The organism is Halogeometricum sp. S1BR25-6 (assembly GCF_031624495.1).
Lineage (GTDB): Archaea > Halobacteriota > Halobacteria > Halobacteriales > Haloferacaceae > Halogeometricum > Halogeometricum salsisoli.
Genome location: NZ_JAMQOP010000001.1, coordinates 1,129,983 through 1,149,407, shown reverse-complemented (window position 1 = coordinate 1,149,407; position 19,425 = coordinate 1,129,983). Strand labels below are relative to the sequence as shown.

Annotated in this window: 19 protein-coding genes; 4 read left to right on the top strand and 15 right to left on the bottom strand. The window is 66.4% G+C overall.

What is annotated here, in order from left to right:
* Positions 1–50: 50 nt before the first annotated feature.
* The 12 genes from NDI76_RS05985 to purB all read right to left on the bottom strand — a co-directional run bounded on the left by NDI76_RS05985 (position 51) and on the right by purB (position 11,530).
* Positions 51–1,004 carry a phosphoadenosine phosphosulfate reductase family protein gene (locus NDI76_RS05985; protein WP_310923095.1) on the bottom strand — a complete coding sequence of 318 codons (954 nt, stop codon included), beginning with the start codon at positions 1,002–1,004 and terminating at the stop codon, positions 51–53.
* A 149-nt stretch (positions 1,005–1,153) separates the two neighbouring features.
* The gene (locus tag NDI76_RS05980; protein ID WP_310923094.1) at positions 1,154–2,125 is read right to left on the bottom strand and encodes a phosphoadenosine phosphosulfate reductase family protein; all 972 of its coding nucleotides are present in this window, start codon (positions 2,123–2,125) and stop codon (positions 1,154–1,156) included.
* 129 nt (positions 2,126–2,254) lie between these two features.
* Positions 2,255–3,739 (bottom strand): aryl-sulfate sulfotransferase, encoded by a 1,485-nt coding sequence (locus tag NDI76_RS05975; RefSeq protein ID WP_310923093.1) that lies wholly within the window; start codon positions 3,737–3,739, stop codon positions 2,255–2,257.
* Positions 3,736–3,873, bottom strand: a complete 138-nt coding sequence (locus NDI76_RS05970; protein ID WP_310923092.1) for a hypothetical protein — start codon at positions 3,871–3,873, stop codon at positions 3,736–3,738. Before NDI76_RS05970 ends, NDI76_RS05975 begins: the two co-directional genes overlap by 4 nt.
* Positions 3,874–3,996: 123 nt before the next feature.
* Positions 3,997–4,560 (bottom strand): DUF7110 family protein, encoded by a 564-nt coding sequence (locus NDI76_RS05965; protein WP_310923091.1) that lies wholly within the window; start codon positions 4,558–4,560, stop codon positions 3,997–3,999.
* 135 nt (positions 4,561–4,695) lie between these two features.
* Complete coding sequence (locus tag NDI76_RS05960; RefSeq protein ID WP_310923090.1) at positions 4,696–5,037, bottom strand: glutaredoxin family protein; 342 nt, start codon at positions 5,035–5,037, stop codon at positions 4,696–4,698.
* Between the two features lie 85 nt (positions 5,038–5,122).
* The gene (gene gfcR / locus NDI76_RS05955) at positions 5,123–5,761 is read right to left on the bottom strand and encodes a transcriptional regulator GfcR (protein WP_310923089.1); all 639 of its coding nucleotides are present in this window, start codon (positions 5,759–5,761) and stop codon (positions 5,123–5,125) included.
* Positions 5,745–6,824 carry a glucose 1-dehydrogenase gene (locus tag NDI76_RS05950; protein WP_310923088.1) on the bottom strand — a complete coding sequence of 360 codons (1,080 nt, stop codon included), beginning with the start codon at positions 6,822–6,824 and terminating at the stop codon, positions 5,745–5,747. The genes gfcR and NDI76_RS05950 overlap by 17 nt, the downstream gene beginning before the upstream one ends.
* Positions 6,825–8,197: 1,373 nt before the next feature.
* Positions 8,198–8,374: a DUF7835 family putative zinc beta-ribbon protein gene (locus NDI76_RS22815; RefSeq protein ID WP_484494585.1), complete on the bottom strand. Its 177-nt coding sequence runs from the start codon at positions 8,372–8,374 to the stop codon at positions 8,198–8,200.
* A 124-nt stretch (positions 8,375–8,498) separates the two neighbouring features.
* Entirely contained in the window at positions 8,499–8,843 is a 345-nt protein-coding gene (locus tag NDI76_RS05945) for a DUF7344 domain-containing protein (protein ID WP_310923087.1), read from the bottom strand.
* Positions 8,844–8,945: 102 nt separating this feature from the next.
* The gene (locus NDI76_RS05940; RefSeq protein WP_310923086.1) at positions 8,946–9,623 is read right to left on the bottom strand and encodes a helix-turn-helix domain-containing protein; all 678 of its coding nucleotides are present in this window, start codon (positions 9,621–9,623) and stop codon (positions 8,946–8,948) included.
* Between the two features lie 521 nt (positions 9,624–10,144).
* Positions 10,145–11,530 carry an adenylosuccinate lyase gene (gene purB, locus NDI76_RS05935; RefSeq protein ID WP_310923085.1) on the bottom strand — a complete coding sequence of 462 codons (1,386 nt, stop codon included), beginning with the start codon at positions 11,528–11,530 and terminating at the stop codon, positions 10,145–10,147.
* A gap of 168 nt (positions 11,531–11,698) precedes the next feature.
* Between purB and purH the strand changes: the two genes are divergently transcribed.
* Complete coding sequence (gene purH / locus NDI76_RS05930; protein WP_310923084.1) at positions 11,699–13,276, top strand: bifunctional phosphoribosylaminoimidazolecarboxamide formyltransferase/IMP cyclohydrolase; 1,578 nt, start codon at positions 11,699–11,701, stop codon at positions 13,274–13,276.
* A 125-nt stretch (positions 13,277–13,401) separates the two neighbouring features.
* Here purH and NDI76_RS05925 read toward each other — a convergent pair whose 3' ends face one another.
* A complete protein-coding gene (locus NDI76_RS05925) occupies positions 13,402–13,839 on the bottom strand; it encodes a universal stress protein (RefSeq protein ID WP_310923083.1) in 438 nt (145 codons plus the stop codon).
* 103 nt (positions 13,840–13,942) lie between these two features.
* Here NDI76_RS05925 and folP point away from each other — a divergent pair, with 103 nt between their 5' ends.
* The 3 genes from folP to NDI76_RS05910 all read left to right on the top strand — a co-directional run bounded on the left by folP (position 13,943) and on the right by NDI76_RS05910 (position 17,917).
* Positions 13,943–16,429 (top strand): dihydropteroate synthase, encoded by a 2,487-nt coding sequence (folP, locus tag NDI76_RS05920; RefSeq protein WP_310923082.1) that lies wholly within the window; start codon positions 13,943–13,945, stop codon positions 16,427–16,429.
* 350 nt (positions 16,430–16,779) lie between these two features.
* The gene (locus tag NDI76_RS05915; protein ID WP_310923081.1) at positions 16,780–17,538 is read left to right on the top strand and encodes an NRDE family protein; all 759 of its coding nucleotides are present in this window, start codon (positions 16,780–16,782) and stop codon (positions 17,536–17,538) included.
* A 25-nt stretch (positions 17,539–17,563) separates the two neighbouring features.
* Entirely contained in the window at positions 17,564–17,917 is a 354-nt protein-coding gene (locus NDI76_RS05910) for a helix-turn-helix transcriptional regulator (protein ID WP_310923080.1), read from the top strand.
* 250 nt (positions 17,918–18,167) lie between these two features.
* Here NDI76_RS05910 and psmA read toward each other — a convergent pair whose 3' ends face one another.
* The gene (psmA, locus tag NDI76_RS05905) at positions 18,168–18,938 is read right to left on the bottom strand and encodes an archaeal proteasome endopeptidase complex subunit alpha (RefSeq protein ID WP_310923079.1); all 771 of its coding nucleotides are present in this window, start codon (positions 18,936–18,938) and stop codon (positions 18,168–18,170) included.
* A gap of 6 nt (positions 18,939–18,944) precedes the next feature.
* A complete protein-coding gene (locus NDI76_RS05900) occupies positions 18,945–19,424 on the bottom strand; it encodes an Rpp14/Pop5 family protein (protein ID WP_310923078.1) in 480 nt (159 codons plus the stop codon).
* Position 19,425 lies beyond the last annotated feature (1 nt).

The window sequence follows — 19,425 nt, the reverse complement described above, 5'->3', positions numbered from 1 at the left end:
GTATACCTCCTCCGGTTCCGCGGGGGCCGTCGGGGGGTCGCGGCGCCGGATTACATGTAGCCGAGGTCGCGCAGGCGACCCATCAGGTCCTCTTTGTCCTGCGCGCGGCCCTCCCGCTCCTTGCTCGCGCCGAGGTCCTGCACCCACGCCGGGCGGTCGTCGGACTTCGCCGACCCCGACTCGGTGCCGAGCGAGCGGAACCCCTCGAAGTACTTCGGCGAGACGGGGACGTCCGCCGCCTCGATTCCCTCGGGGAAGTCCTCGACGTTCTCGGGGGCGTGACCCGTCGGGTAGCCGTGGGTCGCGTCGGGGACGATGTAGTTCCAGAACGCCGCCCAGACGTCGGCCTCCTCGAACTGGAGGATGGAGTGGACGCGGTCGTGCGGCGGGTACTTCTCGGAGTCGTGCCGCGGCGAGAAGAACGTCTCGTCGGCGCGGGACTCCTGTTCGTCCCAGCGGACGCCGGAGAAGATACCGTCGAACTCGTGTTCCGATATCACGTCGTTCAGCGCCACCGTCTTCAGCAGGTGGTTCCCCTCGAATGAGTCGGCGTCGAGGGTGAGGGTCTCCCCCTCGTACTCCAGGCGTTCGAGTTCGCGGCGGTTCGTCTCCGAGAGGTCCGCGAGGGGTATCTCGTCGCCGGGGGCGGCCCCGAGGCGGACGAAGTCCTCGTTCTTGGCGACCACGAGGTCGAGGTCCCACGCATCGGTCCAGCGCTCGACGAACGCGACGGTTTCGGGGAAGTGCTCGAAGTGGTCGATGAACACGACGGGCGGGACGTCGACGCCCATCTCGGCCGCGACTTCGCGGACGACGTAGAGAACGACGGTGGAGTCCTTCCCGCCGGTCCACATGACGGCGGGTCGCTCGTACTGTTCGAGGGCTTCGCGCGTCACCTCGACGGCCTTGCCCATCTTGTCTTCGAGCGTCGGGTAGTCGTCGGCGCTCTCGCCGCAGCCGGCGTCGTAGTCGAGCGTCACGTACGAGGGGAAAGAGGGAGTCATCGGTGTGACCTATCGCGCGGCGAGGATATCTAGCTTTGCGTGGTCATTCGTTCGCACGACTCGTACGCGTCGCTCGAGACCGAACGCTCGAAAAATGAACGTCCGCCTCGTTCACCGGGCGGACGCGCGCGTTCGCGTGCGTCCCGACTTCACATGTAGCCGAGGTCGCGCAGGCGTTCCATCAGGTCCTCTTTGTCCTGGGCGCGGCCCGCGCGCTCGGTCGTGTTCTCCATGTCCTGCAGCCACGCCGGTTCCTCGGTGGTCTTGTCGGTGGACACCTCGCTGCCCAGCGAGCGGAAGCCGGCGAAGTACTTCGGCGAGACGGGGATGTCGTCCTGCGTCAGGTCGTTCGGCAGGTCGTCGGCCGACTGCGGAACGTAGCCGTCGTCGGGGTAGCCCTCGACGGTGTCCGGAACGACGAAGTTCCAGAACGCGTCCCAGACGGACGCCTCGTCGAACTGGAGGATGGGTTGAATGCGGTCGTGCGGCGGGTAGATGTCGGGGTCGTGCCGCGGCGAGAAGAACGTCTCGTCGGCGCGGGCTTCCTGTTCGTCCCAGCGGACGCCGGAGATGACGCCGTCGACGTCGTACTCTTCGAGGGCGTCGTTCAGCGCCACCGTCTTCAGGAGGTGGTTGCCGACGTAGGTGTCGAGCAGGAACGGGAACGTGTCGTCCTCGTACTCCAGCAGGTTGCGGATGTGGTGCTGGTTGTGCTCGGAGAGTTCGTCGACGGGGATGTCGTCGCCGGGTTCGAGGCCGTGTTCGTCGACGTAGGCGCCGACGTCCTCGTTGCGGGCGTAGATGACCTCGAGGTCCCACTCGTCGGCCCACTTGTCGACGAAGTCGTGAATCTCGTCGAAGTGCTGGTAGTGGTCGATGAAGACGGCCGGCGGTACCTCGTAGCCGTGCTTCTCTGCGACCTCCTTGATGAAGTACAGACAGAGCGTGGAGTCTTTTCCGCCCGTCCACATCACGACGGGGTTCTCGTACTGTTCGAGGCCGTCCTTCGTGACCTCGATTGCTTTCTCTATTTTGTCCTGGATGGACGGATAGTCGTCGGGGTTCTCTCCTTCGCCGTCCGTGTAGTCGACGTCGAGGTAGTCGGGGAAGCCTTCCGGCATACAGTAATTACATCTAATTACAGCCCTAAAGCGTCTTTCATCCTGGTCAGGCCGTGCGAACGACTTCCGTGCGGCGATAGCAGTTTCCGACGCGCGTGCGACCCGCAGCGTGCGGGAGTCGGTCGCGGCTCACTCCGAACGGGGCCGGCCGCGCAAGGAGAACCGCATCGTCGCGGCCGTGACAGCCCAGAGCGCGCCGACGACTCCCGTTCCGAGCGCGAGCGTCACGTCGAGTGGCGACACCCACGGCGGGAGGACGTACAGAAGACCGTGGAGGACGCGGGGCGAAACGACGGAGACGAGCGAGTAGCGGACGTACTCGACCGCGGGCCCGGCCGCTCCGGCCAGTCGAGCGCCGACCGACTCTCCGTCACCCAAGGCGGCGTTCACCGGGGGCGTCGCGGCGAGCGACGGACCCACCGCCGCGCCCCGCATCGAGGTATTCCCGTCCCGGACGAGCGAACTCGGCCGCCGGGACCGGAGGTTAAGTTGCGCCGCGCTGCTCCCGCCGGCGCTCTCGTCGCCCGTGCCGAGAAGCTCCACGTCGTAACTCCCGGTGGGGAACCGCTTCGACCACGCGATAGCGCCGTTCGGTCGGACGCTCAGGAGGCGTTCGCCGTGCGAGTCGGCGACGAGCGTCCGGCCGGAGGGAAGGCGGTCCGCGTCCCGCGGCCACTGGAGGGTCGTGTCCCGCCACGTCCAACTCCGCGTCCACGACCCGTCCGTCCGTTGAAACTCGACGAGGCGGTTGTTCTCCGAGTCGGCGACGACGACGGCCGGGCCGCCCCGCGACTCGGGGATGTAGTCGGGGTTGTGCGCCTCGAAGAGGACGCCGTGCTTACCGTCGGCGCCGAGCGTCCAGTTGGACTGCACCCCCTCGCCGGGTTCGATGAACACGACTTGGTCCTGGTTCCGGAGGTTCACCATGACGCGGCCGTCCGGGAGCATCTCCACGTCGTTGACGTGCGTCCAGTCGGCGGGGTAGCTCCCGCCGCTCTCGGGGGCGAACGCCTCCGAGGCGCGCCACTGCCAGACGGTTTCGCCCGTCGTGACGTTCACCATGTACACCCGGTCGGGGTAGCTGATGTCGGCGACGAGGAACGTCGAGTCGTTCACCCGGTCGACGTCGTGTATCTGCGTCGACCCGTTGCGCCGGTGGACGCGTTCGTACACCCGGGTCACCTCGCCGGTGGTGAGGTTCACCCGCTCGATGACGTTCCGCAGGCAGGCCTCGCCCGCGCAGGCGTCGACGGCGGCCACGTCGGAGGCGACGTACGTCACCGTTCGGTCCGTTCCGGGCGTCGGGTCGACGTCGTGGTACAGCGTCAGCGAGTCGTTCCGGTAGACGACCCGTCCGTCGGCGTCGTAGGCGACGATCTGACCCGGACCCACGCCGTCGACGGTGGCGACGACGCGAGGGGCGCCGACGCCGGTGTCGGCGGCGGCGCCGGTAGGTTCGTTCACGGCCGCGCCCCCGGCGGCGTCGACGGGGTCGTACGTCAGGAACGAGACGCCGGCGGACAGCAGCGTGAGAGCGATGAGAGCAAGCACGGCGAGGCGAAGTCCCCGACGCGCCGACGTGCGACTCGGGAGGCGGCGTCGCTCGTCGGTCATCCGGTCCTCGTCTCCGTCTCCGCTCTGCTCCCCGAGTCGGCGCGCGAGCGCCCCCCGTTCACCCGTTCGTCGCCCCCGCGCATCCCACCGAAAAAGTGCGAGACTATCGTCTCGCGACGGTCGTCGTCCACCATCCGGGTGTCGAGATAGGCCGGCGGCGGAAATCTCTGTCGACTCTCGGAGTCGCAGGCACCGTTACTTCGGAGCGAACGCCGCTGCGAGGAGAACAGACGTCGGGACTGCGTCAGACGGGGTCGTTAGCTGATGAACTTGTTGTCGCGCCAGTTGACGCCGCCGCCGCCCGACCCGCCCTTCGAGGGGTTCTCGACGACTTCGATGGTCGCCGGGCGCTCCTCGCCCTCGACGATGCGCGTGGCGTCGAGTTCACCGTCGTACTCGGTGATGGCGGTGAGCGTCCCCTTTTCGGCGATCATCGCGAGTTCGCGGAGCACGAGGAACATCGGGTACTGGAGGGCGGTGTTCTGGAGAACCGTCTCCCGGTCGCCTTTGAAACACGCGAACTCGACGAGTTCGGAGGGAATCTCCTCTTCCTCCTCGCCCCACCGCGGGGCGCCCGCGCGAGGTGGTTCCTCCTCGTACACCCGATTTTCGGTGACGCTCGCTTTGAGTTGCGCCGTCGGGGTGTACTTGCTGAGGTTGTCGTCGGCCGCGACGGCCTTGAGTATGAGCGTGTTGTTCCGGCGGGTGACTTCCACGTCCTCGACCTCCGGCGGGAGGTCGGGGTCGTTCTCGAAGAACTCCATGACGTCTTCGAGTGGCAGTTCGAGCGTTGAGTGGAGTCGGAATACGCGGCCTGACATTGTTGGAGCAGTATCGGTTAGTGCTGGCGCGCGGCGGCGCGACGTCGATACCTGTGTTACTGTACGGCCTGCGAACTTATTAGGCCTACTCTTTGATTCGGTCGCGCGAAGCGAAATACAACTCCCGTGGGCGGATTAGGCCGAGACGGTCTCGCCGAGTTCGCCGCGCTCGTCGAGTTCCGAGAGGATGTCGCTCCCCCCGACGAACTCCCCTTCGACGTACGCCTGCGGGATGGTCTCCCAGCCGCTGTGTTCGTTCAGGGCGGCGCGGTAGGCGTCGAGGGCGGGGAGGACGTCCACCGTCTCGAACTCCTCGCGGTGCTTGCCGAGGAGTTCGACCGCGCGGGCGGAGTAGCCGCACTGCGGCATCAGACGGTTGCCCTTCATGAACAGCACCACCTCGTTCGACTCGATGAGGTCGTCGACGCGCTCTCGGATCTCCTCGTCGGACAGATCGCTGCCGGGTTGGAACGTCATGCGCGAAGATAGGTGACGGCGCGTCAAATGGGTTGCGTCGTCGGCGCCCCGAATCGGCGGCGCTCGGGGCGCCGGAAGGGAGCGACTACTCCCGGCCGACGCCGACCACGTCGATGAGCGAGTAGACGGGCACGTCGTCTATCTCTTCGAGACCCTGTTTGTCCACGATGACGACGCAGGCGACGGGACGGCCGCCCTCCTCGCGGATGGCGTCGATGGTCTCTTTCATCGTCGTCCCCGAGGTGACGGTGTCGTCGACGACGTAGCACTGGCGGTCGCGTATCTCCGAGAAGTTCCGCGAGAACGACCCGCCCAGGTCGTCCATGTCCCCTTCCTCCCACTGGTGCTTCGCGGGCGCGTACGTCCCGAGGTCGGTGTCGAGTTCCTGCGCGACGACGGTCGCCAGCGGCACCCCCGCCTTCTCGATACCGATGGTGAGGTCGACCTCGTCGCCTTCCCCCTCCAACAGGTCTGACATCGCGCGCGCGACGTACCCCATGCGTTTCGAGTCCCGGCCGATGGCGCTCCAGTCGACGTGGATGTCCTGCGGACCGCTCGTCTCGGTCGCGGTCGCCGCCCGCTCTGGGCTCGACGCGCCGCTGCGGTCGACGAGCCAACTGGCCGTCTCCCGCGAGACGTTCAGTTCGTCCGCGATTTCCCCCTTCGACAACCCGCGGTCCGCGAGCTCTGCCGCGCTCTCGATGAGATCATCGACGTTCTTCATACGTACCGAATTGAACGGCAGTTTTTATAGTGGTATCGTCGTCGTCGAACGCTGACGCGAACTCGTCGAGGCCGTAGACGTTCGTGACTAAGGCGTCCGTGAACCACGGCGGGAGTTCCGCCAGCGTGTCGACGGCCGACTCGAAGTGGCGCACGTGCGAGTTGACGCTCCCGACGAGCGCCTTGTTCTGCATGACGAGTTCGTTGTGCAGCGACCCGCCGTCCACCTCGAACTCCCACGGGCCGGGGACGCCGAGGAGCGCCGCGACGCCGTTCGGCGCGAGGGCGTGGACGCTCTCGAAGGCGTGTTTCGCGTAGCCCGTCGCCTCGAAGACGAAGTCCATCGGCTCGAACGCCTCCGACATCCGGTCGGCGGGCGTCTCGCGGGAGTCGACGTACGTCGCTCCGAGTTCCTCGATGATGTCAATGGTCGGGTCGGGTCGGTCCCGGCGGCCGAGACAGTACAGGCGCTCGTACCCGAGTTTGTCGCGCAGGAGCGCCAGCGTCAACAGTCCGAGGCTCCCGTTGCCGAGGACGGCCCCGGCCTCGGGTTCCCACGTGAAACTCGACCGGGAGGCGTAGGCGAGTTCGACCGCCTTCTCGGCGATGGATACCGGTTCGACGAGAAAGCCGAGGTCCGCGAGCGACGCCGGAACCTCCACGAGAAACTCCTCCTCGCTCACGAAGTACTCCGCCATGAAGCCGTGCGCGCCGAGGATGCCGCGTTCGTGGTACATCCCCTCGGGCGCCATGTCGGGTTCGCCGCGCTCGAAGTACTCGTTCTCGCCGTTCGGCGGCCGCCGGACCGTCGGAACGACCACGTCGCCCGCCTCGAACCGGGTGCCGTTCGGGTCCTCGACGACGCCGACGGCCTCGTGGCCGAGGACGAGGTGGTCTTCGCCCTCCGGGACCCCGCCGTGCCCGCCCGCGATGACCTCGTGGTCGGTGCCGTCCACGCCGACGAAGAGGGTGCGAACGAGGGCTTGACCCGCCGACGGCGTCGGACGCGGTTTGTCCACGAGCGCCGGACGGTTCTCGCCCTGCTTCACTGCGATAGCTCTCATGTGCAGTCGCTACGACCCCAGTCACCAAAAGATTTATTCTATGATGAGTAAAGGAAGATGCACGGTGAGGGCCGCGCCGCGCCAGCCCGCGGCGTCACTCACGAACTCCAGCCCGAGTCGGCGCTCACCGGACGTGTCGCATCTCCGTCTTCCCTCCTCTCCGGTTCTGTCGAAGTCTTCGGGTGCTGACAGCACTGGCACGCTGAATAGAGAGGATGTACTCATCACTGAGGATTCGTTTATTCCGTCCGACCCACACTGAACTAACTGCTGAGTGAGACTGCGTGTTGAGCGGTTGTTTCTGACCCGACTATGCCATAGAAGCCTCACATCAGTTATTCGGAAGACGCGAACTCGCTCTACTGGACAGTGAGCGTTTTGGTAGACCGGCCGCTTTCGAGGAGTGCAGATATCGAACCAAGATATAACCTACCCGATTCCTATCTGTCTCTTCAGCATCGTCGAAACACCGCTCGCTGTGACGGGGGTGATCGATTATACTCATCAGTTACTGCTATTATCGAACCCCAACACTCCGTCGCTGGCGTGTCTCTCCTCGTCTGTTCGGCAAGCGTACATTCGCCCACTTGCCTCGGTTCTTGATGAAACTACCTCGCTCGGTACGGCGACACTTCAATCCGTTTCAGTCACAGCGCGAACGGATTCGTTCGGATCGACCGGAACATCAAGCGTCCGACGGAGAAGGTTCCCGCCGGTATCAACGGCGTGGCCTGACATACTATCTCCTTCTCCCAGGACATCTTTCGGCGTGACCAGCGTCCGCGAACGAGTCCTCCGGTTCTCGACGTTCTGAGCGATAGTCGCGACAGTTAGCCTTCCGTATTTGAACGGCGCTTACTAACAACCCCGGCGCTCACTGGTCTACCTCTCTAATCTGAGGATATCCACCAGACGGAAGTCGGGTCGACCATCCGCGTATCCACGGCGAATCACTCACTCTGGATACCCCCGCTGGTGGACACTGGTCTGTGGCCCCCGATCCCAACCGGTCAGCTATCGACCAGACTACGTCGCCTCCCCAGAGGCGACGTTCATCCTACGATAACAGTCAGTCTGCCGTCGTTTACGTCTCTTCCGACGACGCGCATCTCACTGCAACAGCGATGGACGGAGGATTCATATGTGCGGCCTGTTAACATTCACTGTGGAGATTGTGTGCCAGCAGTGTAGCTGGTCAGTGAGTGATTCGGGTGATCTGACGCCCTGTGAGTTCAACAGGCGGTCGATAGAGCACTTCGTGGAGACGGGGCATTCGGTCTGTAGTACCGACCACCATCCCAGAGAAAGAGGCTATTAGCTCCGACTGTCCGGTTATCTATCTCCAACGAGGAGGTATCGCAGTAGACTGTAAGCTACGCTCGTTCGGGGTGTGCGCGACCGCAGTATGCGCACTCGTAGACTCTGTGGGGCTTTCTGGCGCATTTCTCGTTCTCCGGCTTCACGTTGTCGCGCCGTATCGCCGTCGTAATCGTCAGCGATATCTCGTGCTCGCGTTCCCCTCCGCAGTTCGAGCAGTGTCTGAGTACCATTCCATCCCGTTCCGGCCATCCAGATGTTGTCTTTGACATTGTTATACGAGGTTACTGCTAAGCGGTTGATTACCAGAAGCGATCGTCAAGCGGGACGCGAACGCCACACGCTGGATACGGAGCATCAGTCATCCGCCGCCTCTGGAGCACGGATCGACCGACCGGGCTCGTCACCCAACACGGCCTCTATCTTTCCGTCACCGGTGTACCGGACGCTCTCGGTTCGGTCATCGACGTCGATAACGCCGTAGTTGGCCAGCATCGGAAGATGGCGGTGGTACAGGTCGATGGCGACGGTCTCTCTGTCCGGTGCCGTCGGCTGTCCCTCCCGCTGGGTCACGTAGTCGACGAGGTCGTCGAACGATGCGGTATCGCCGTCGTTGTTCCGAAAGTAGCCGAGGATGTGCCGTCGACGTTCGTCTGCGAGGCACCGGAACACCGAATCGGAGGTGAGCTCTTCTATCCGCATCGTTCATCTGTGGTTCACCTGTCCGATTCAACTGTCTGCCTGACATATCCTTCTCCGTCTCTTCCTACCGGATATGGAAAGCCGCTTTAAGTAGAACTGGTCTCACGACTCGTCGACCGGCTCGAAATTCTCAGCGACGAGACCAATCAGCGATTTTCGGAGGACCGTTTCGGCTCCGCGCCGGACGCGCTCGGAGGTGGCTTGTCTACTGATGCCCAACTGGTCGGCGATCTCGTCGAGTTTCGTCTCTCGGGGGACGGAGAAGTAGCCCTCTTGGACAGCCATCGTCAGCGCCTCGCGCTGTTCGGGCGTGAGGCCGAAGCCGTACTCCGTCCGGGAGGCTTCGTCGGGGGCGTACACGCGGTCGATGTGAACGGGGTAGTTGTGGGCCTGATAGAACTGATGAAACCGCGTCAAGTCGGCGTGGCTCCGGAAGCGAACGGTGAACGACCACTCGGAATCGCCGTGGGCGTCCATGATCGCCCCGTCGTGTTCGCTGAGACCGTTCAGAAACGTTTCCTTGTCCGTGTCCCACTCGACGTAATAGAGGACGCTCTCGCCGAGTCGCGTGACGGCCTCGAGATGTTCGACTACGGCGCTGTCTCGAAGGTGCTGTTCGAACTGGTCGAACGCTTTGCCCGTCGCCCACAGGAAAGGGATGCGGGATTCTTTGAGAGGAACGAGGCGTTCGAGTTGGACTCGGACGCTCGGGTCCCCGCTCGTGGACCGTCCGAACGGAAACGAATCCGAGGGGAGCGTGAACTCAAGTACGACGCTCATCGGGGCTTCTCCTCCAAGCGGTGAATGGGTGGACGGACGAGCTGTCCGACGACCGGGGTGTACTGTCGGTTCTATGAGTTGGATACGCGGGTACTGTCATGCGTGACTGATGCTGTTGCGGAACAAGCGTTCTGAATGATATGTTCCGCGTGACTCCCACGCGAGGTGAACGAGGAGACTGCCTCCTCAACCGGGTATCCCGGTTCAAATGGCCCCTTCATCTTGGGGGGCGCGAACACAGAGTGCGCAGCCGTAGTTCCGTTACTCAGATATTCGTAACAGAGCCGGATAACGGTTTGGCAGAGTCACTTGCATGACCGAACCAAGTTGCCGTACGTCCCACGTCTCGAACGACTTGCGGCCCTTCCTGTTTTGAGCGATTCGGTTCTCTCAGACAGGTGCCGAGCCTGTGACCGACTCGCGCGCTGTATCCACCACCCTCCGATGAACTATCAGTAGCCGAGTATTCTACGGGGACCGTCTCCCCGTCCTCCGAATCCGGCGTGGACCCGAGCCCAGACCTACAGTTCGTCCACGAGTTCCTCGCCGAGTCCGACGTACGTCGTCGGCGACAGCGCCCGCAACTCCTCGCGGACGGACTCCTCGACGTCGAGTTCGTCGAACAGGTCGCGGAAGTCCTCCAACGTCACGTCGCGTCCGCGCGTGAGTTCCTTCACCCGCTCGTACGCCTCGGTGTCGCCCTCGCGCCGGAGGATGGTCTGGACCGCCTCGCCGATGAGTTCGGGGTGGGCTTCCAGTTCTTCGCGCATGACTCGCTCGTTCGGCACCACCTTCCGGAGACCGGCGGCCGTCTTCCCGTAGCCGATGAGACAGTGGGCGAACGCCGACCCGATATTCCGCTTGACCGTCGAGTCCGAGAGGTCCCGCTGGAGGCGGGAGTTCGTCACGTAGTCCGCGAGAAACGAGAGGTCGGAGTTGGCCTTCGAGAGGTTTCCTTCGCTGTTTTCGAAGTCGATGGGGTTCACCTTGTGCGGCATCGTCGACGACCCCGTCTCGCCCTCGGTGGTCTCCTGTCCGAGGTAGCGCTGGGAGACGTACAGCCACACGTCGCGGTCCAGGTCGAGGAGGACGTTGTCGACGCCGCGGAGGGCGTCGAACAGGGTCGAGAGGTCGTCGCAGGGGTTCACCTGCGTCGTCAGCGCGGTGTGTTCGAGGCCGAGGCCCTCGACGAACTCGCGGGAGAACGCCCGCCAGTCCACCTCGGGGTAGGCGGCGACGTGCGCCGCGTACGTTCCCGACGCGCCGGCGAGTTTACCCGACAGTTCCCCCGCCGCCTCCTTGACGCGCCCGAGTTGCGTCCCGAGTCGGGCAGCGTAGACGGCCATCTCTTTCCCGAACGTGGTCGGCGTCGCGGGCTGACCGTGCGTCCGCGCGAGCATCGGCGTCGCGCGGTACTCTCGGGCGAGGGCCGCGAGTTCGTCTCTGACGTCTTCGACGGCCGGAACGAGCACGTCCTCGACGGCCGGCTTGGCGAGCAGTCGCTGCGCGAGGTTGTTCACGTCCTCGCTCGTGAGTCCGAAGTGAATCCACGGGTGGACCCGCTCGTCCGTCTCCGTCCGGATGAAGTACTCGACGGCCTTCACGTCGTGATTCGTCGCGGCGTACCCCGCCGCGCCCTCGGTTTCGAGGCGCTTCACGAGGCGGGCGTCCTCGCCGTCGAACTCCTCGGGGAGCGCCAGAACCGACTCGCGCTCCGACTCGGAGAGCGACAGCGGCGTCGCGTCGAGGTCCGAGAGCGCCAGCAGGTACTTGGCCTCGACGCGGACGCGGGCGCGCATGAGGGCGGCCTCGCTGGCGTACGGAACGAGCGGTTCGGTTCGACCGGCGTATCGGCCGTCCAAGGGCGACACGGCGGCGAGCGGGTCCGAGCGGGAGAGGTCGTCCATGCGCGAGGATGCCGCCGGGTGACGCAAAAGCGTGTCGATGGACTATCCCACTCTCGTGCATACATTCCGGGTGCCCGCGCGCTCATATCCCGTTTTATATGCTCGAACGTGCATATCGGGCGGGCGAGGACCGCAACTGTTTTTCTCCCGGCCCGAGGCACTCTTCACATGACCAAGATTGCCGGTCTGGCGAGCAATCGCGGGCGGAACCTCCTGCACATCGACGAGCGAGCGCCCGGCGGGGCGGAACTCGCCGTCGTCCTCGCGAACGAGGAGGGCGCCCCCGTCCTCGACGCCGCCTCCGAACGCGGGATTCCCACGGAGGTCGTCGAACGCGACGCCGAGGAGTCACGCGAATCCCACGAGCGCCGCGTCCTCGAGTGTCTCTCGGGGTACGACTTCGACCTCGTCTGCCTCGACGGCTACATGCGCATCCTCACCGAGACGTTCGTCGAGGGGACGCCGACGGCGCTCAACGTCCACCCCTCGCTGCTCCCGTCGTTCCCCGGCATGGACGCCCACGAACAGGTGCTCGACGCCGGCGTCCGCACCACCGGCTGTACGGTCCACGTCGTCACCGAGGACGTCGACGCCGGCCCTATCGTCACCCAGGAGGCCGTCCCCGTCTACGAGGACGACGACGAGGACTCCCTCAAAGGGCGCGTCCTCCGCGAGGGCGAGTTCGCGGCGTACCCGCGTGCGGTCCGCTGGTTCGCCGAGGGACGCGTCGACGTCGAGGACGGGACGGTGACCGTCGACGGCGACCGCGGCGGCGACTTCCCCGAACGCCGCCTCGTCTCCGACGACAAGGCCGCCGAACTCCGCTACGGCGAGAACCCCCACCAGGACGCCGCCGTCTACGCCGACGACGCCTGCGAGGAGGCCTCCGTCGTCCGCGCCGCGCAACTGAACGAGGGGGCGAAAGCGCTGTCGTACAACAACTACAACGACGCCGACGGCGCGCTCAACCTCATCAAGGAGTTCGACGAACCCGCCGCGGCGGTCATCAAACACGCCAACCCCGCCGGCTGTGCCGCCGCCGACTCGCTGGCGGAGGCGTACGCCGACGCCCTCTCGACGGACGCGATGAGCGCCTTCGGCGGCATCGTCGCCCTGAACCGCGAGTGCGACGCCGAGACGGCGGAACTGATCGTCGACTCGTTCAAGGAGGTCGTCGTCGCGCCGGGGTACACCGACGCCGCCCTCGACGTGCTGACCGGAAAGGAGAACCTCCGCGTGCTGGACGTGGGCGAGTTGGGCGAGCGCACGGACCGACTCACCGAGAAACCGCTCGTCGGCGGCCGACTCGTGCAGGAACGCGACCTCTGGGCCCCGACCGTCGACGATTTGGAGGTCGTCACCGAGACCGAACCCACCGACGAGCAACTGGAGACGATGCTGTTCGCGTGGAAGGTGCTCAAACACGTGAAGTCCAACGGCATCCTGTTCGCCGACGGGACGGAAACCGTCGGTATCGGGATGGGACAGGTCTCCCGCGTCGACGCCGTCCGCCTCGCCGCCATGAAGGCCGAGGAACACGCCGAGGGCAAGGGTCCCGAGGGGACCGTGATGGCCTCGGACGCCTTCTTCCCGTTCCCGGACGGTATCGAGGAGGCCGCAGACGCCGGCGTCGAGGCCGTCATTCAGCCCGGCGGCTCCGTGAACGACGAGGACGTCATCGCCGCCGCGGACGAACGCGGCATCGCGATGGCGTTCACCGGCCGGCGGTCGTTCAGACACGACTGAACGTAGTGGTGGAGTGTCCGAATCTCGAAAGACGAGGCCGGCGAGTCTTTCGGTCGTTCAGACGCGACTGAGCGGTCGCTCGCGCCCTCCGACCTCTTCGAGTTCGCCCCGACGAGACGCCGCTCTCACTCCCCGCCGATGCTCACGACGAGGATGGGCCGGTCGGTGTTCTCGACGACGCGTTCGGTGACGCTGCCGAGACTCGCAAGCTTGTCCCGACCGGTGCGCCCGTGGGTCCCCATCACCACGAGGTCGACGTCCGCCTCCTCGGCGTAGTCGAGGATGCACTTGTAGGGGACGCCGTCGCGGACGGCGGTGACGCACTCCGCGCCCGCCTCGCGGACCGTCTCGGCCACGTCGTCGACGGCGGCCTCGGCGTCGTCGTGCAGCGATTCCTGCAACTCGTCCTTCTGGTCGTCGCTCGCCGCGAGGTAGAGTCGCCGGTCGACCACCGAGAGGGCGTGGACCGTCGCCCCCGAGAGGGAGGCGACCTCCAACGCGTGGTCGAGTGCCTTCTCCGTCCCCTCGCTGCCGTCCGTCGGAACCAGAATCGAGTCGTACATCGAGGGGGACTTAGTCCCCCTCGATAATGAATATCCGTCCGCAAGTCCCCGCAGAAGTGGGCCGGTTCGACACTCCTAAGCGAGACGCTCGTGACCTTCGCGTATGCAGTACCACGAGGCGGTGCGCTTCCTCTTCGACCTCCGCCGGTTTCAGGTCAAACCGGGGACGGCGTCGGTTCGGGCGCTCCTCGCCGAGTTCGACGACCCCCACGAGGACGTGACGTTCGTGCAGGTGGCGGGGTCGAACGGCAAAGGGAGCACGGCCCGGATGACCGAGTCGGTCCTCCGGGAGGCCGGACTGAGCGCGGGCCTCTACACGTCGCCGCACTTCGAGACGCTCCGCGAGCGAATCCACGTCGACGGGCGGAAGATACCCGAGGCCGCGGTCTGCGAGTTCGTCGACCGCGCGAAGCCGTGGCTCCTCGAACGGGCCGCCGACGGCGACCCCCTCACGTTCTTCGAGGTGATGACGGCGCTGTCGGTCTGGTACTTCGCGGAGGCCGACGTGGACGTGGCGGTGCTCGAAGTCGGCATGGGCGGGGAACTGGACGCCACGAGCGTCGTCGACCCCGTCGCCGCCGCGGTGACGAACGTCTCGCTCGAACACACCGCCGTCCTCGGCGACACGGTAGAGGAGATAGCCGAGACGAAGGCCGCCGTCGCCCCCGCGGGCCGACCGCTCGTGACCGGAACGACGGGCGCGGCGCTCTCGACCGTCCGCGAACGGGCGGGAGACGTCGTCACCGTCGCCGCGGAGGGGGCGAACGGAACCGCGTCGGACGGTGCGGACGTGACCGTCCGCTCGGAGGGCCGTGTGAACCACCAGGAGTCCGCCGTCAGCGTCGCAGGCGACGGTTGGCGCGTCGACGGGCGGGTTCCGCTGCTCGGCGCGTACCAGGCGGAGAACGCGGGCATCGCCTGCGTGCTCGCCCGGCAGGTCGCCGACGAACTCGGGACCGAACTCGACGCCGCGACGCTCGAACGCGGTCTGCGGACCGCCCACTGGCCCGGTCGGTTCGAGGTGATGGAGACGGACCCCTACGTCGTCCTCGACGGCGCGCACAACCCCGGCGCCTGCGAGTCCGTCGCCACAATCTTCGACGACTTCGACGCCGAGGACCTGCATCTCGTCTTCGGTGCGATGCACGACAAGGACCACCGCGAGATGGTCGAGGCCCTCCCCGACCCGGACACCGTCGTCACCTGCCGGCCGAACAACCCCCGCTCGGAGGACCCGGAGGTGCTCGCCCGCGTGTTCGAGGACGCCGGCGTCGGGGACGTGACCGTCGGGAGCGACGTGGCCTCGGCGCTCGCGTCGGCCCGCGAACGCGCCGACCCGGGCGACTGCGTGCTCGCTCTCGGGTCGCTCTTCCTCGTCGCCGAGGCGCGCGCGACGTGGACGCGCGTCGTCACGTCGCCGACGGTCCGCGACCGCTCGGACGCCGGGCGACTGCTCGAACGCGCGCATGTCGACACCGCGGAGGTCGCCGAGGCGCGCGAGGACGTCGTCCACCGCACCGTCGCCCTGCCCCTCCAGCGCCGTCAGGCGCGCGCCGTTGAGACGGCGATGGTGGAAACCGGGGGTAACTGCACCGTCTCGGCGGACGTCGGCGACGGCGAACTCGCCGAGGTGGTGTTGACGGGGACGCTCTCGGAGTTCGCGGAACTGACCGACCGACTCGCGGACGCGCCGTACGGGTTGCCCGACGTCGCCGCGGACGTACGGGCGCGGGTCGGCCTCGACGCGGCGGGGAGCGACGGCGCGACCGACTCCGATTACCCGTGGAACGACGGCACCGCCGTGATGGGTATTCTGAACGTCACGCCCGATAGCTTCCACGACGGCGGGGAGTTCTACGACACGACCGCCGCCCTCGAACGCGCCGAGGCGATGGTCGAGGCGGGAGCGGACATCGTCGACATCGGGGGGGAATCCACCCGCCCCGGCGCGGAGGAGGTGCCCGTCGACGAGGAGATTCGCCGCATCGTCCCCGTCATCGAGGCGTTGGCCGACGTGGACGCTCTGCTCTCCGTGGACACGCGGAAGGCGGCCGTCGGCGAGGCGGCCCTCGACGCGGGCGCCGACATCCTCAACGACGTGACCGGCCTCGAAGACCCGGAGATGCGCTTTCTCGCCGCCGAACGCGACGTGCCGGTCATCGTCATGCACAGCATCGACGCCCCCGTCGTGCCCGGCAAGGACGTCGACTACGACGACGTGGTCGACGACGTCATCGACGAACTCGGAGAGCGCATCCTCTTAGCCGAGAAGGCGGGCGTCCCGCGCGAGAACGTCATCGTCGACCCCGGTATCGGCTTCGGCAAATCGAAGACGGAGAACTTCGAGATACTCGATAGATTAGAGGAGTTCGACGCCCTCGGCTGTCCGCTCCTGTTCGGCCACTCGCACAAGTCGATGTTCGAACTCGTGGGCAGGGAGGCGGGCGACAACCCCGTCGCCACCGCTGCGGCGTCGGCCCTCGCGGCGGACCGCGGCGCCGACATCGTCCGCGTCCACGACGTGCCGGAGAACGTCACCGCCGTGAACGTCGCCTTAGCGACGCGGAACCCCGAGCGGTTCGAAGAGTAGGTTCCGACGCGGGCGACGAGGCCGGGGTTCCGAGACGCCGACGTCGACTTTCGACACTCGACAGTCGCCCGTCCGACCGCCGCGGGCGGGACTGGAAGGGGCCCGGCGTCCGGACGAACCCCGGCGTTCACGAGAGCAAAGCTCTCGTGAGCCAACCAGAACGCTCCGCGTTCTGGTGACGAAGCAAGGACCGCAGGAGCGAACGGAGCGACGAGGACCGCAGCGAGTCGCGGGAGTTCGGACGGCGGGGGCTTCCGAGTTGTTCACCGCGGTACCTCTGTCATCTTCGCATCCGCTGAGGACGCACGAGCGCCGAACCGTTTTCTCGCCGCGACCCCTAGACGAGAGCCGTGTGCACCCTGACCATCGCGTGGCAGGCGTTCGACGCGGCGCCCGTCGTCGTCGCGGCCAACCGCGACGAGGCGCTGGACCGACCCTCCAAACCGCCGGGCGTCGTCGACGGCGACCCGGCGTTCGTCGCCCCGCGCGACAGCGACGCGGGCGGGACGTGGGTCGGCTACAACGACCGCGGCGTCTTCGTCGGTATCACCAACCGCTGGGTCGACGTCGAGGGCGGCGGCGAACGCTCCCGCGGCCAACTCGTCGTCGACGTCCTCCGCGCCGAGAGCGCCGCCGACGCCCGCGAGACGGTCGAATCCGCCGTCGAGGAAGACGTCTACGACGGCTTCAACCTCGTCGTCGCCGACGCCGACGACGCGTTCGTCTTCGAGTGGGACGGGTCGTTGGTGACGACGCGACTCGACCCGGGCGTCCACGTCGTCGTCAACGTCGGCTACGACGGGGACTTCTTCGAACCGGCTCGGCGACCCGAAGCGGGTCGGGAGCAGGCCGACAACGCCCGGCGCGTCCGCGAGGCCCTCGAACCGCGGACGGCGCCGAGACCGGAGTCCCCCGAAGAGTGGCGCGACCGGGCGGCGTCGGTGCTCGGCGACCACGAGTACGGCGTCTGCGTCCACGACCCGGAGGGTCGCTACGGCACCCGCTCCTCGTCGCTCATCACGCTGTGGGCCGACGGCGGCGCGGAGTACGCGTTCGCGCCCGGACCGCCCTGCGAGACGCCCTACGAACGGGTCGAAAGTCAGGTTTAAACGGGTCGCGGGCGACCCCTCGTACATGAGCGCAGGCGAGGCCGAGGCCGACCTCTCGGAGGACGAACGCGCGGGACTCGAACTCATCCGGGAGAGCGGCGGCATCCATCAGAGCGACTTCTGGAAGGAACTGGACATCACCTCCCGGAAGGGGAGCCGAATCGCCGAGCACCTGTTCGAACTCGACCTCATCGAACGCGAGGACACGGTGTACAACGGGCACAACACCTACTACCTCGAACCCACCGCCCGGGACCTCGACTTCGCGATGCTGATGGCCGGCGACATGCTGTCGCCGTTCATCGGCGAGGAGGAGGTCAACTCCAACAGCAACGCGTTCTCGCAGTGGCTGATGAATCTCGCGTACGAGGAGTACTGAGGCGGCGCCGACTCGCCCGGCCGTGTTCTCGACGTTCCGAACCGCTTTCGAGTCCGGAGTCGCATCGCTCGGTGGGTAGACCGGGTTCGGGTTCGGGTCCGACTCGGCGACTCGGACGGCGGCGTCGGCGGGAGGATACGACCGACTCCGCGCGTCGGTTACACGAAACCCGAGAAAGGGAGCCCGAGACCGCGGGACGCGACGGGTCGTCGCTACGCGATGCGTCGAAGTCGAAGGCGTCGGAGGGCCGTCACTCGGCCGTCTCGTCGCCGCCTTCGTCCTCGTCCTCGCTGGGTTCGAGGTCGTTTTCGGCGATGTACTCCGAAATCTCGTCGTTCGTCAGTTCGACGAACGCCTCCGTCTCCCCGGAGACGGTGCCGACGTCGACGCCGCCGGCGTCGAGTTCGTCGTCGTTCGTCGAGGCGATGGCGCGGAGGGCGAGGCCGATGCCCTCGTCGAGGGTGAGGTCCTCGCGGTAGTTCTCCTCGAGGTAGTCCTGAAGGTCGCCGCGGTCGGCGCCGATGGAGACGGCCTTCCACTCGTAGGGCGTCCCCGAGGGGTCCGTCTCGTACAGGCGCGGCGTGCCGTTCTCGATGCCGCCGATGAGGAGTGCGACCCCGAACGGGCGGGCGCCGCCGACCTGCGTGTACTGCTGGATGTGGTCGGTGATGGTCTTCGTCAGCGTCTCGATGCCGATGGGTTCGCCGTAGCGGAGGCGATTGACCTGCGCCTGCCGCCGGGCGAAGTCGATGAGTTGGCGCGCGTCGGCGACGTGGCCGGCCGAGGCGATGCCGATGTGGTCGTCGGCTTTGTGGATCTTCTCGACGCTCGTCGGTTCCATGAGCGGCGAGCGCGACCGCTTGTCCGCGGCGAGAACGACGCCCTCGGAGGTGCGGACGCCGATGCTCGCCGTGCCTCGTTTGACTGCTTCACGCGCGTACTCTACTTGGTAGAGACGACCGTCGGGCGAGAAGATGGTAATCCCGCGGTCGTATGCCTGCTGTTGGGCTTGTCCCTGCATAAGTTATCACTCGAAATCGAGTTGCGTCGCGCCGACGAAGCCGCCCGCCCCGCGAACGTCGACCCGTGAACCACGGACGACGGCGGACCGCGACTCGTTCTCGAACGCGACGTCTCTCTGTTCCGAGTTTCCGGCCCGGCGTCCTAAATACCTTTCTTCACAGGCGCGCACCGTCCCGGAGATGCCGGCGACTCGCACGCCGACGGGCGAACCGTTCACCTCCGAGATGCAGGCCAGCGCCGCCCGCGCCCGCCCCTCCGTTCCGCGGTAGGCCCGAACCACCGTCTCGCCGTCGCCGTCGGCGAACGAGAAGGAGAGCACGGTCAGGTCGGCGGCGGCGCTCCCGGCGTCGCCGTAGAGGTTCTGCGCGGCGTACCACAGTTCGCGCTGGAAGTCCCCCCTGTCGATGCTGGCGTCGGGCCACGACTCCACCTCGACGGCGAGGTAGCGCCACCGCGGTTGGAGGTGCTTCGGGAGGTGTTTCATC

What these genes read in the sequence shown, in the direction of transcription:
- NDI76_RS05985 (WP_310923095.1), bottom strand. Translation starts at nt 1,004, where the DNA reads ATGACTCCCTCTTTCCCCTCGTACGTGACGCTCGACTACGACGCCGGC.
- NDI76_RS05980 (WP_310923094.1), bottom strand. Translation starts at nt 2,125, where the DNA reads ATGCCGGAAGGCTTCCCCGACTACCTCGACGTCGACTACACGGACGGC.
- NDI76_RS05975 (WP_310923093.1), bottom strand. Translation starts at nt 3,739, where the DNA reads ATGACCGACGAGCGACGCCGCCTCCCGAGTCGCACGTCGGCGCGTCGG.
- NDI76_RS05970 (WP_310923092.1), bottom strand. Translation starts at nt 3,873, where the DNA reads ATGGTGGACGACGACCGTCGCGAGACGATAGTCTCGCACTTTTTCGGT.
- NDI76_RS05965 (WP_310923091.1), bottom strand. Translation starts at nt 4,560, where the DNA reads ATGTCAGGCCGCGTATTCCGACTCCACTCAACGCTCGAACTGCCACTC.
- NDI76_RS05960 (WP_310923090.1), bottom strand. Translation starts at nt 5,037, where the DNA reads ATGACGTTCCAACCCGGCAGCGATCTGTCCGACGAGGAGATCCGAGAG.
- gfcR (WP_310923089.1), bottom strand. Translation starts at nt 5,761, where the DNA reads ATGAAGAACGTCGATGATCTCATCGAGAGCGCGGCAGAGCTCGCGGAC.
- NDI76_RS05950 (WP_310923088.1), bottom strand. Translation starts at nt 6,824, where the DNA reads ATGAGAGCTATCGCAGTGAAGCAGGGCGAGAACCGTCCGGCGCTCGTG.
- NDI76_RS22815 (WP_484494585.1), bottom strand. Translation starts at nt 8,374, where the DNA reads ATGGTACTCAGACACTGCTCGAACTGCGGAGGGGAACGCGAGCACGAG.
- NDI76_RS05945 (WP_310923087.1), bottom strand. Translation starts at nt 8,843, where the DNA reads ATGCGGATAGAAGAGCTCACCTCCGATTCGGTGTTCCGGTGCCTCGCA.
- NDI76_RS05940 (WP_310923086.1), bottom strand. Translation starts at nt 9,623, where the DNA reads ATGAGCGTCGTACTTGAGTTCACGCTCCCCTCGGATTCGTTTCCGTTC.
- purB (WP_310923085.1), bottom strand. Translation starts at nt 11,530, where the DNA reads ATGGACGACCTCTCCCGCTCGGACCCGCTCGCCGCCGTGTCGCCCTTG.
- purH (WP_310923084.1), top strand. Translation starts at nt 11,699, where the DNA reads ATGACCAAGATTGCCGGTCTGGCGAGCAATCGCGGGCGGAACCTCCTG.
- NDI76_RS05925 (WP_310923083.1), bottom strand. Translation starts at nt 13,839, where the DNA reads ATGTACGACTCGATTCTGGTTCCGACGGACGGCAGCGAGGGGACGGAG.
- folP (WP_310923082.1), top strand. Translation starts at nt 13,943, where the DNA reads ATGCAGTACCACGAGGCGGTGCGCTTCCTCTTCGACCTCCGCCGGTTT.
- NDI76_RS05910 (WP_310923080.1), top strand. Translation starts at nt 17,564, where the DNA reads ATGAGCGCAGGCGAGGCCGAGGCCGACCTCTCGGAGGACGAACGCGCG.
- psmA (WP_310923079.1), bottom strand. Translation starts at nt 18,938, where the DNA reads ATGCAGGGACAAGCCCAACAGCAGGCATACGACCGCGGGATTACCATC.
- NDI76_RS05900 (WP_310923078.1), bottom strand. Translation starts at nt 19,424, where the DNA reads ATGAAACACCTCCCGAAGCACCTCCAACCGCGGTGGCGCTACCTCGCC.